This window comes from Candidatus Pantoea gossypiicola (assembly GCF_008632075.1).
GTDB classification, from domain to species: Bacteria; Pseudomonadota; Gammaproteobacteria; order Enterobacterales; family Enterobacteriaceae; genus Pantoea; species Pantoea gossypiicola.
This window is the reverse complement of sequence record NZ_VWVM01000037.1, coordinates 1-11,004: the sequence shown is the minus strand read 5'-3', so window position 1 is coordinate 11,004 and position 11,004 is coordinate 1. Positions and strand designations below refer to the sequence as shown.

General features: G+C 56.6%; 14 protein-coding genes and 1 pseudogene. All 15 read left to right on the top strand.

Annotated elements, in window-relative coordinates; all coding sequences use genetic code 11:
* Positions 1-374: pseudogene (locus tag F3I20_RS23390) on the top strand (hypothetical protein); the annotation flags it as partial.
* 17 nt (positions 375-391) lie between these two features.
* The gene (locus F3I20_RS23385) at positions 392-931 is read left to right on the top strand and encodes an HNH endonuclease (RefSeq protein ID WP_150015970.1); all 540 of its coding nucleotides are present in this window, start codon (positions 392-394) and stop codon (positions 929-931) included.
* A complete protein-coding gene (locus F3I20_RS23380; protein ID WP_150019657.1) occupies positions 928-1,548 on the top strand; it encodes a methyltransferase domain-containing protein in 621 nt (206 codons plus the stop codon). Before F3I20_RS23385 ends, F3I20_RS23380 begins: the two co-directional genes overlap by 4 nt.
* Before the next feature lie 48 nt (positions 1,549-1,596).
* On the top strand, positions 1,597-1,818 hold the full coding sequence (locus F3I20_RS23375) for a DUF826 domain-containing protein (RefSeq protein WP_370452890.1): 222 nt from the start codon (positions 1,597-1,599) through the stop codon (positions 1,816-1,818).
* A gap of 418 nt (positions 1,819-2,236) precedes the next feature.
* Positions 2,237-2,572: a GIY-YIG nuclease family protein gene (locus F3I20_RS23370; protein WP_150015969.1), complete on the top strand. Its 336-nt coding sequence runs from the start codon at positions 2,237-2,239 to the stop codon at positions 2,570-2,572.
* A gap of 23 nt (positions 2,573-2,595) precedes the next feature.
* Positions 2,596-3,234 carry a putative metallopeptidase gene (locus F3I20_RS23365; RefSeq protein ID WP_150015968.1) on the top strand — a complete coding sequence of 213 codons (639 nt, stop codon included), beginning with the start codon at positions 2,596-2,598 and terminating at the stop codon, positions 3,232-3,234.
* 31 nt (positions 3,235-3,265) lie between these two features.
* On the top strand, positions 3,266-3,706 hold the full coding sequence (locus tag F3I20_RS23360) for a DUF2280 domain-containing protein (RefSeq protein ID WP_150015967.1): 441 nt from the start codon (positions 3,266-3,268) through the stop codon (positions 3,704-3,706).
* 2 nt (positions 3,707-3,708) lie between these two features.
* A complete protein-coding gene (locus tag F3I20_RS23355; RefSeq protein WP_150015971.1) occupies positions 3,709-5,193 on the top strand; it encodes a terminase large subunit in 1,485 nt (494 codons plus the stop codon).
* 2 nt (positions 5,194-5,195) lie between these two features.
* On the top strand, positions 5,196-6,602 hold the full coding sequence (locus F3I20_RS23350) for a DUF4055 domain-containing protein (RefSeq protein ID WP_150015966.1): 1,407 nt from the start codon (positions 5,196-5,198) through the stop codon (positions 6,600-6,602).
* The gene (locus F3I20_RS23345; protein WP_150015965.1) at positions 6,586-7,701 is read left to right on the top strand and encodes a structural protein; all 1,116 of its coding nucleotides are present in this window, start codon (positions 6,586-6,588) and stop codon (positions 7,699-7,701) included. The genes F3I20_RS23350 and F3I20_RS23345 overlap by 17 nt, the downstream gene beginning before the upstream one ends.
* 88 nt (positions 7,702-7,789) lie before the next feature.
* On the top strand, positions 7,790-8,488 hold the full coding sequence (locus tag F3I20_RS23340) for a hypothetical protein (RefSeq protein ID WP_150015964.1): 699 nt from the start codon (positions 7,790-7,792) through the stop codon (positions 8,486-8,488).
* A 12-nt stretch (positions 8,489-8,500) separates the two neighbouring features.
* Entirely contained in the window at positions 8,501-9,484 is a 984-nt protein-coding gene (locus F3I20_RS23335) for a phage coat protein (protein WP_150015963.1), read from the top strand.
* Between the two features lie 14 nt (positions 9,485-9,498).
* The gene (locus F3I20_RS23330; protein ID WP_150038812.1) at positions 9,499-9,978 is read left to right on the top strand and encodes a DnaT-like ssDNA-binding protein; all 480 of its coding nucleotides are present in this window, start codon (positions 9,499-9,501) and stop codon (positions 9,976-9,978) included.
* A gap of 2 nt (positions 9,979-9,980) precedes the next feature.
* Entirely contained in the window at positions 9,981-10,577 is a 597-nt protein-coding gene (locus tag F3I20_RS23325; RefSeq protein WP_150038814.1) for a hypothetical protein, read from the top strand.
* Positions 10,574-10,924: a hypothetical protein gene (locus tag F3I20_RS23320; RefSeq protein WP_150038816.1), complete on the top strand. Its 351-nt coding sequence runs from the start codon at positions 10,574-10,576 to the stop codon at positions 10,922-10,924. The genes F3I20_RS23325 and F3I20_RS23320 overlap by 4 nt, the downstream gene beginning before the upstream one ends.
* Positions 10,925-11,004: the final 80 nt, after the last annotated feature.

Sequence of the window (11,004 nt, the reverse complement as noted above, 5' to 3'; positions counted from 1 at the left end):
TGGCTGACACCGTGCCGGGCGTAGAGTGGGTTGTGGGTGAAGAGCCCGAAGCCGATCTGAAACTCCACCATGGTGAAATGACGCTGACTCAGCTGTGCAGTCTCTATGCGCATGCTGCCTGCGTGGTCAGTCCGGTAGGTTTCTCGGTCCCGATGACCATCGCATATAACACACCGCTGTTTGTAGTGGCAGGCGGTCGGGGAGGGCATAACGCGCCGGAGATTATTACCGATCCGGCGATGGACCTGTCGCGCGTACGCTGGGCGCTGCCCGATAATTACTGCCGCTGCACCCGCGCAGATCACGACTGCGACCGGCGCATCAGCAATTTCGATACTCTTTTCAGCGAGTGGCTGCATGAAATCGTTCTCTGAAAAATCTGGAGGTAGCTATGCCGCGTAAATTTGATGTAACTGCCGAAGTGCTTGCAGAGTTAAAGGGGTGTTTGTCTCTCAATGAGGTTAGTGGTGAGTTAATCTGGATTGTTAATCCCAGGGGAAAGCGCCAAAAAGGGGACAGAGCAGGCAGTCAGCAAAATAACGGATATCGGATTATCACCTTTCAGGGGCGACACTATTATGAACACCGACTGATTTGGTTCTGGTTATATGGGGATATTCCTGCTGAGAAAGTCATTGACCATATTAATGGCAATAAAGGAGATAGCCGCCCGTTAAATCTACGCCTTGTTTCGCAGCGCTTGAATTCTCAGAACGTTGTTCGCAATAGCACCCGAAAAAATTTAGCTGGCGAAATTCTTCCTCAGGGAGTTCACATGAGCGCGGGTAGTGGTAAATATTACGCGTGCATTAAAGTTAATTATCGTAAAAAGCATCTGGGGACGTTCGATTCTTCGGAAGAGGCTCACATTGCATATCTGCGTGCAAAAAGTTTGTCACACCCTGCGTCAACCATCGAAAGGCTGTTATGAAAACCTTCAATGAATTACAGGCCACATCACTGATCTGGCTTCCTGAGCACGGCATAGGTAAGTATCCTGTAGAAATAAGCGACCACCCCTACGATTATTCGTATTTCGATAAATATAAAAGCATGGCTGGTACGAAAATCGGAAAAGCTTTAAACCTGGCCCGTGTTGAGATGGTAAAGCGGCACTGGCGGGGTATTGTCGTTGATATCGGAATCGGGAGTGGTTCATTCATCGAATTATATGGAAATGCACTCGGCTTCGATATTAATCCAGCTGGAGTTTCCTGGTTAAAAGATCGGGGTGTCTGGGCTGATTTATACACCGAAACCTATGAAGCTCTGACTATGTGGGATTGTCTCGAACATCTCTATGAACCTGAGCTGGCGGTTGCGCAGGCAAAAAAATGGGTATTTTTATCGATCCCTGTTTTTGATGATGCAGAGCATGTGCTCAGATCGAAACATTTCCGTAAAGATGAACACGTTTTTTATTTCACTCACACAGGTCTGCTGCGCTGGTTCGACGGCCAGGGCTTTGACTGCATTGAGCACAACACCATGGAAACCAAACTCGGCAGAGAAGGCATAGGCAGTTACGCCTTCCGCCGCCGTACCTGACCCCGCCTGATAAGCGGGGTTTTTTATACCCTCAGCATGGACACAACCATGTGGATCACACAGTGGCTCTTCAGCCATAACCAACAGGAGGCAGCAATGCCGGAAGTAAAAGATATCGTCACCGATGACCTGGTGAAAAAAGCCCTGAAGTCTGATGCGGTCACCACCGCTGTTAAAACCCAGATCAAAGCCGATCTGGATACCCAGATTGACGCCGCCGTGGATACAGCGCTGGTGGATATTCTGGGTTCTGATTCAAAAGCTGAGTAATCAGCACAGGGCGCATTCATGCAGTGCGCCCGATGAAGATTACTGCAACCCCGGCGGGCGGTGGGGCAAATAACACCCGCAGTCTGTGACGGCAACCGCCTATGCTCCGCGAGTAAAAAGGGTACCGGGTGCAGACGGACGGCCGGGAAAGACCGGCATTTTATAAAATTCTGTAAAACGCCGCTGGCCAGCCGTCAGGACAGGTCAAATATCCTGTTTCGGCAGTTGTCGGTATACGGATTACCCGCACAAACAAACACCGAGAAAGATCCAATCATTTAATTCTTCTGAATGCTCGTCACGGGGCAACTATCCACAGAGCCTTGCGGGGTGAGTCTATGGGGTAAGCAATAATGCTTTCACTCTGTGGGCTGCTTTTATCCGCGTGAACTTAGGCTCACCACCAAAAGGAAAGCTCATGGTAGCAAAGCTGTTAACTCGTAACGGCGGCAGAGTTTATGTCGCCAGCAATGGTGAGAAAGTTAAAGTCGGCATGTCTTCACGTCACAAATGCACAGGAAGATTCACCGAACTCAAAAAGCATGAAGGGTTTGAGGTTAAAGAGAGCTATATCACTGATCGGCGTTACGATTTCAGGCTGGTTGAAAAGATGGCTCATGAAAAGTTATCTGCGCATCATCTACATGGTGAATATTTTGATGTCACGATGGATGAAGGCATTCAGGCCGTCATTGCTGTTATGGCTGAGCTGGACTCGAACGGGTTCAGTGGCTTCGTTAAACCACCGAGATAAAGCTGACCAGAGGATTATTCTGTATGACTGACGAATCCTTCATCCGACCGCTGCCACCGCCACTGTTTATAAACCCGCCGGACCCGCTGCCTTATATCAGTATCGCTCCGGCTGGCGAGGTCTGTGACTGGATACAGACGCAGCTCCTGAGCGAAAACGGTGCGCTATATAACCCGGATCATGCGCATCTGATTGATGCTGACATCAGCTTCATGTGGGCATCAGCAGCATTCAGTAAAAAGGGTCGCACCGTTCTGGGTCAGGCGGAGGAGGTCATGCTGCGTGCCGGCGGCTGGCAGAAGGCCAGAATGGAGCAGCAGATGCATGAGTGGTTCGGGCGTGTGCCAAAGTTCATCATCACACTGGCCGCTGATTACTGTTCACAGTGCAGCGACCCTGAGTTCTGTGCGCTGGTGGAACATGAGCTGTACCACATTGCGCAGGCAACGGATGAATACGGTGCGCCTAAGTTTAATCGCGATACCGGTCAGCCGGTGCTGACACTCCGGGGACATGACGTGGAGGAATTCGTGGGCGTCGTGCGGCGGTATGGTGCCAGTGCCGAAGTACAGACGCTGGTGGATGCGGCAAACACAGAGCCGGAGGTGGCACATCTTAATATCGCCAGAGCATGCGGAACCTGCATGTTAAAGCTGGCGTGAATTTTTGACTGATTTTGACAGGCGGTAATCGATGGCAGCACTCAAAGGGGAGGTAAGAACATTTATAGTTCAGTCTCTTGCATGCTTCGATACCCCCTCGCAGGTTGTCGATGCTGTCAAAAAAGAATTTGAGCTTTCCGTTTCCCGGCAGCAGGTTGAATCTCATGACCCGACCAAGGCTGCCGGGCGAAACCTGGCAAAAAAGTGGGTGGATATGTTTAACACCACCCGCAGCCGCTTTCAGACGGAAGTTTCCGACATCCCGATAGCTAATAAGGCCTATCGCCTGCGCGTGCTTGATCGTATGGCGACGAATGCTGAGAAAATGAAAAACCTCGGCATGACCGCACAGCTGCTGGAGCAGGCGGCTAAAGAGGTGGGCGACGTTTACACCAACAGGCAGAAGCTCGAGCACTCCGGCCAGGTCGTGCAGTCCATTTCCAGCCTGATGGATGAGCTGGCGAAGGAGTAATGATGAAGTCGGAACACCTCGCCCTCTTACGCGACAGGTTCTGGCGGCTGAATCACCTGTACTGGATCACCGATAAAAAAGGGAAGCCGGTCAGATTCAGAATGACGCCGGAGCAGCTCGAGTACTTCGGGAACATGCACACCCGCAATATTATTCTCAAGGCGCGCCAGCTGGGCTTTACGACCGAGGTCTGCATCATTCAGCTGGATGCAGCGCTGTTTGAAGCGGCCCGCTGCGCACTGATTGCCCACACGCTGAATGACGCCAAACGCCTGTTCAGGGAAAAAATCAAATACGCCTACGACCGTCTGCCGGATGAAATAAAGCGGGCGAACCCCGCCAGTAATGATGCGGCGGGCGAGCTGGTGTTTAAAAAGGGTGGATCGCTCTACATCAGCACCTCTTTTCGCGGCGGTACACTGCGTTATCTGCACGTTTCCGAGTTCGGGAAAATATGTGCAAAATTTCCTGATAAAGCCCGCGAAATTGTGACCGGCGCGTTCGAGGCGGTGTCTTCTGACTGCTTTACCACAATCGAGAGCACGGCAGAGGGCCGGGCAGGCTACTTTTTTGATTACTGTCAGGAAGCGGAAAGGGCGCAGGTACAGGGAAAAATGCTGTCATCGCTCGACTGGCGGTTTTTCTTTTTCACCTGGTGGCGCAATCCGCAGTATGCGATCGAGCCCGTATCTTCTCTGCCACAGCGGCTTACCGATTATTTTGCTGATCTGCAGGCAAAGCACGGAATCGTGCTCAGCCCGCAGCAGCAGGCCTGGTATCACGCCAAAGAGAAAACGCTCGGTGACGATATGAAGCGTGAATATCCGTCCATACCGTCAGAAGCGTTTCAGCAGTCGGTCGAAGGTGCTTATTACGCGAAGCAGTTCCGCTGGCTTTATGAGAACCGGCGAATCGGCGCACTGCCTGACAATGCCCACCAGCCTGTTCACACGTTCTGGGATATCGGCGTCGGTGACTCCACCGCTATCTGGTTTATCCGGGAGGTGGGTGAGGAATATCACGTCATCGACTACTACGAAAACAGCGGTGAAGGCCTGCGCCACTATATGAAGGTGCTGAAAGAGCGCGGCTATGAGTATGGTGAGCACTGGGGGCCGCATGACATCGACAACCGCGAATTCGGATCAGATGCCAAAACCCGCCGGGAGCTGGCGCGTGAGGGCTATGAGATTGACGGACAGACCTACAGCCTTACCTTTCAGGTGGTGCCGAAAATGTCCGTTGATGACGGCATCGAAGCAGTACGCGAAATCCTCCCGCGCTGCGCTTTCGATGAAACAAAGTGTGAAGAGGGAATTTCTCATCTCGAGGCTTACCGCAAGGAGTGGGACGACAAGCGGGGCTGCTGGAAAGATAAGCCATACCATGATGCGACCTCTCACGGCGCGGACGGATTCCGCTACTTCGCGGTAACCCGTAAAAATCACCGCAAACCGCCAAAACCTATCAAATTCAAATGGGCCTGATCATGTCAGACTTAAATGTGGACTATCGTCACCCTGCCTGGGGTGAATTCAAAGATGAGTGGGACATGGTCGGCGACTGTGTCGACGGTGAGCGCAAAATAAAACAGCGTGGCTGTAAATACCTGCCGCACCCGAGCGACGATGCCGAAGACGACGATCCGCAGGGCAATCGCTACGCCGCCTACAAGGCGCGCGCTGCCTTCATCAATGTGACGGGCCGGACCCTGACGGGACTTGTCGGGATCGCCTTCAGCAAGCCGGTAAAAATCACCCTTGAAGGTGGCGTAACCGGGCTGGAGGCAGACGCAGATGGCGAAGGACAGCCGCTGGCGCAGTTCGTGCGCGATGCGCTTAATCAGAACCTGCAGCGGGGCCGTGCGGGGATACTCACGGACCATACCGGCAGCGGTGTTCAGCGGGGCAGCAGCCAGCCCCGGCCGGTTCTGCAGCTCTTTACGGCAAAACAGATCATCAACTGGCGGGTCACGGCAAACAAAACCTCGCTGGTGGTGCTTCACTGGCAGGAGCCCGTCGACGATCCGGACGGTTTTTCTCTGCTGCTGCGCCGCCGGTGGATGGAGCTGCGGCTTATCGATGGTGTGGCATATTTCCGTCGCTGGGAAGAGGGCGAGTCCGGCATCATTCCCGGCGCTGTCACCGCCTTTACTGACGGCAGCGGCCGGGCGCTGAATGAGCTCCCCTGGTCCTGGATTGGTGCCGTGAATAATGACCACACGCCTGACGCACCGCCGCTGGCCGATATTGCCTACATCAACATCAAGCACTATCAGTGTGAAGCCGATCTGGCCGAAGCGGCGCATACGGTCGGTCAGCCGATGGTGGCGCTGACGGGCGTGTCGCAGGAGTGGATTGACACCAATTTTCCGGACGGCGGGTTCTGCGTAGGCTCGCGCCGCGGGGTGCTGCTTCCCGCCAATGGCGACATGAAGTTTGCCCAGCCGGAGGAGCGGGGCATCATGACCTCGCTGGCGGAGCGCCGTGAAAATCAGATGGCGATGCTGGGTGCGCGTCTCGTTGAGCGCAACGGCGCGGCTCGCACCGCCACACAGGCGGCAAGCGAAGCGCAGACCGATAATTCCGTATTATCCCTGTGCGCCGGCAACGTGGAACAGGCGGTTAACCGCGCCCTGAGCTTTGCCGCGCAGTTTGCCGGCGGCAGCGGCAGCATTGAGCTGAACAAGCAGTATGACATTGCTCAGCTGGACAGCCAGGCGATTACCGCGCTGGTGGCGGCCGTACAGTCCGGGCAGATGCGCCTGATTGACTTTATCCGCTACCAGCAGCGCACCGGCCTTGTCGGTGATGATGAAACCCCTGAGGATATTCTTCAGGAACTCAAAGACAGCTTCCCCACTTTTACCGGACTGAGCGATGGCGACGATAAATGAGGAGCTGCGCGATGAGCTGATCGCCCACCGGGTTCACCTGACGCGCTATGAGGCGGGTGTAGTCAGCAGGCTGGTGGCTTCACTCAGTACCGATGATGCGGAACTGGCGGCCAGGCTGCTGGTGGCGCTGGAGGATATACCGACTGGCGCGGTGTCGGTAAAAAGGCTGACGCAGGTACTGGCACCCGTCAGGGACATCAACCGCAGGGCGGTCACGCGCTTTTTTGGTGAGCTCGGCCACGTGCTGAAGGCCTTCACGGAGTATGAGGCCGGCTTCGGCTTTGACCTGATGAAGTCCCTGCTGCCGGAGGTGGTGAGCCAGCGCGGCCTGCTGAAAAAAGTCGACGCCGGTCAGGCGTACGTCCGGGCGGTAACCGAACCTTTTCACGGTTACACGCTCCGGGAGTGGACCGGCAAGCTCGAAGCTGACCGCTTCGCGCGCATCGTGAACACGGTTCGCACCGGGCTGGGCAGCGGGATCTCGCCGGATGAAATAGTAAAAAGCGTGCGCGGCACAAAGGCCCGCAACTGGCAGGACGGTGCGCTGAATAAAAGTCGCGCCAACGCCTCGGCCATTGGCTACAGCACGCTGGCGCATGCGGCGCAGGTGGTGCGCGAGCAGACGGCGGCGGCAAACGATCATCTGATTAAGGCCAAACAGTGGCTGTCCACCCTGGACAATAAAACCTCGCCGCCGTGCCGCATCCGCGATGCGCTGCAGTACACCCCGGATAATCAGCCCATAAAGCACGGTATCCCGTGGGGGGACGGACCGGGGCGGCTGCATTTTCACTGCCGCTCAACGTACACGCTGATTTTCAGAAGCTGGCAGGACATGGGGTTGCTGCCTCATGACCTCACCAGCGCTGAAAAAGAGCGCATGAACGGTGAGGTACCTGCGGCCAGCACCTATCCGGAGTGGATTTCCCGCCAGCGCGCCAGCCGGCAGGATGACATTCTCGGACCCGTGCGCGGAAAGCTGCTGCGCAGCGGCGGCCTGAAACTCACCTCCTTTTATACCGAAGACGGCCGGTGGCTGACGCTGGACGAACTGCGCCAGCGGGATGCTGCGGCGTTTAAGCGCGCCGGTCTGAATTGATACTGACGTTTTTAACATGAGGCTGCCTTCGGGCGGCCTTTTTTATCACCGCAGCCCGAGGCTGCACTCATCTGACCCGGGGTTACAGATGCTGAAATTTAAACTGACCAGCGACGAATATGACGCGCTGGATGAAAGCCAGAAATCGTTTTATGCAGAAGCCGAAGGCGGTTACCAGCTGAAGATTGAAGGCGTGCCGGACGTGTCCGGCCTTGAGAAAAAGGTCACTGAGCTGCTGAACGAGAAAAAAATCGAGCAGGAAAGGCGGCGCGAGGCTGAACTGCAGGCGCAGCGTGAGCGTGAAGATGCCGCCCGTAAAAAAGGGGACATTGAGACGCTGGAGAAAAGCTGGCAGGAGAAACTCACCACCCGTGAGCAGGAGCTGCAGGCAACGATTGATGCGCACGCGTCCCGCCTGCATACCCTGCTGGTGGACAATGTGGCGCAGTCGCTGGCGACGAAGCTGGCGGGCGACAGCGCGGCCATCCTGATCCCCCACATCCGCGCCCGCCTGACCGTAGAAGACGGAAAAACGCGGGTCGTGGATGCGGAGGGCAGGCCCTCTGCAGCCACACTCGACGAACTGGAAAAAGAGTTTAAAGAAAACAAACTTTTCGCCCCGGTGGTGATTGTGTCAAGGGCTACCGGTACCCGAGGTGCCGGTAACCTGCCGTCCGGCAGCGCCGAAGGCAAAAAATGGGATGATTTTACCGAAGCAGAGCGCGTGAAGCTCTTTAATGACGATCCGGAAGCGTTTAAGCGCCTCGCGGCAACACAGAATAAGTAACAGGAGTCCGTAATGACCACGACTGCCACCCGCCTGAGTGACATTTTTGTTGGCGAGTACTACCAGACCATCGATCCGGTAAACAGCCCGGAAAAAACAGCCGTTTATAATTCCGGCATCATCACCCGCCTGGCGGCGCTGGATTCCATCGCCCGCAACAGCCAGGGCACTGCAACCATCAGCTACTGGCAGGATCTGGATGCGGATGAAGCGCCGAATGCCTCTACCGATGATCCGGATGAAATTGGCGAAGTAGGTAAGGCCTCGCAGGGCAGCATGCGCGGGCGCGTTCTGTTCCTGAACAAAGGCTACGGCGTTTCTGACCTCACGGCGGAGCTGGCCAACAGCGACCCGATGACGCAGATCCGCAACCGCTTTGGCACCTACTGGACCCGTCAGTGGCAGCGCTATCTGATATCCACCGCACGCGGTATCATCCTGAGCAATCAGGCCAACAACAAAGGTGACATGATCATCACCGAGCATGACAGCCTGGCCGGCGCGTTTCAGGATGCCGCCTTTACCGCAGGCGATGCGGCGGACCAGTTCTCAGCCATTGGCGTTCATTCAGTCATCATGAACCGCATGGTGAAGCATGATCTGATTGAGTACCTGAAGGATTCGGACGGGCGCGTCATTCTGGCCACCTATCTCGGGAAGCCCATATTCATGGACGACTCCCTGACCATGCCGAACGGCCAGTACATGTCCGTGTTCTTTGGAACAGGCGCATTCGGCTACGGCATGGGTGCGCCTCACACGCCGGTTGAGCTTCAGCGCCTGCCGTCCGGCGGTAACGGTGGCGGTGCTGAAATTCTCTGGGAGCGCCAGACCTACATCATCCAGCCTGCCGGTTTCTCCTGGCAGGGCGAAGACAGCCCCAATAAAACCCCGACGTTCTCCGATATGGCGCTCGCCAAAAACTGGAAACGGGTCTTTGACCGCAAGCAGGTTCCGTTTGCTGCGGTGATTTCCGGTGACGGCGCGTCATCCTGATCGGGGAATAACGCATGATAACACCTGATACTGACCCGGCTTCGCCGGGTTTTAACAGCTATGCCCGCATCAGCGACCTGCGCGACTTTGTTTCATCCCGCGGCGGGTCGGTACCCGATGACGACACTGAGTGCGCACAACTTCTGTTTCAGGCGATGGACTACCTGAACGGCCGACAGTGGAAAGGCCGCCGGACTACCGACAGCCAGCCGCTGGCCTGGCCGCGTGACCGGATTGTGGTGGACGGCGTGGCGCTCAGTAACACGGCCATTCCGGCTCAGCTGATACAGGCGCAGTGCCGCCTGGCGCTGGCGGCGCAGGAGGGCGAGCTGGACGGGGTACTGACGCGCGGGGTGACGATGGAAATGGCCGGTAAGGTCAGCCTGCAGTATGCCGGCGGTGACGACAGCGGGTCGATGTATTTTCCCTGGCTGGCCGGGCTGCTGCGCGGGCTGCTGGCCGGTGGGGCGTACATTGCCGTGAGAAGGGGGTAGCCATGGGTGACAGACCGGACACCTCAAAAGTAACCGCCCTGCTGCAGAGCATGATTTCCCTGAAGCGGGCGGGCGTGAAGGTGGGTATCCCGAAGGAGAATAACCCGCGCAAGGACGGGCTGCCGCTGGGTAACGCCGGGCTGATGGAGCTGCACGAGTACGGCGGCGACGTTCACGTCCCGGCGCACACCGTCAGCATCACGCGCCGCATCCGTGCTGACGGCACGTTTGCGTACAGCGGGCAGTTTCGCAAAAACGGCAACTTTCAGACCTTCCATCAGGTACCCGCACGCACGGTACACATCCCGGAGCGCTCTGTTTTTCGCTACACCTTCCACCAGAACGATTATTTCCGTAAGGAGATGGCCGTGCGCGCCACGGCGGTGCTGAACGGCACCATTACGGTAGAGGAGGCGATGACGCTGGTGGGCAGCCGCGTGCGGCGAAAACTCCGCGCATCGTTTACCGACGGACACCTGCAGCCCAATGCGGACAGCACGGCGAAGAAGAAGGGCGGAAAAGACACGCCGCTGATCGACACGCGCGACATGTACGAGTCCCTCACCTTTATTACAGACACGGGAGGCACCAGCAAATGAGGCCGAACGTCCGCCGGGTCGTGAACGGGCGCATGAGCCGTGAATTTACGGTTACGCATCCGGCCACCAGTGACTGGCAGCCCGCAGGTGTCAGTAACAACCGCGGGGTGATTTATCCCGCCGATACGGACGCGCTGCAGTTTGCGCCCGAGGGCACCCGTCTTCACGATGCCATCGTGGTGCTGGCCGCAAAGCGCATGGCGTTCGGTGACGTGGTGGCCTGGCACGATGAGCGCTGGCGCATCACACACCTGCAGGACTTTTCTGACTATGGCTATTACTACGCGGTCGCGGTTCGTGCTGCAGAGCCTGCTGGCCCCGATAGCGGCGGCTTTGCAGACGCCTGATAAAACGGTAACGGTGGTGCTGGCCGACACGGGTAAGCGTGCACCTGATACCAGTTTCATCACCCTGCGTGAAATCTCCG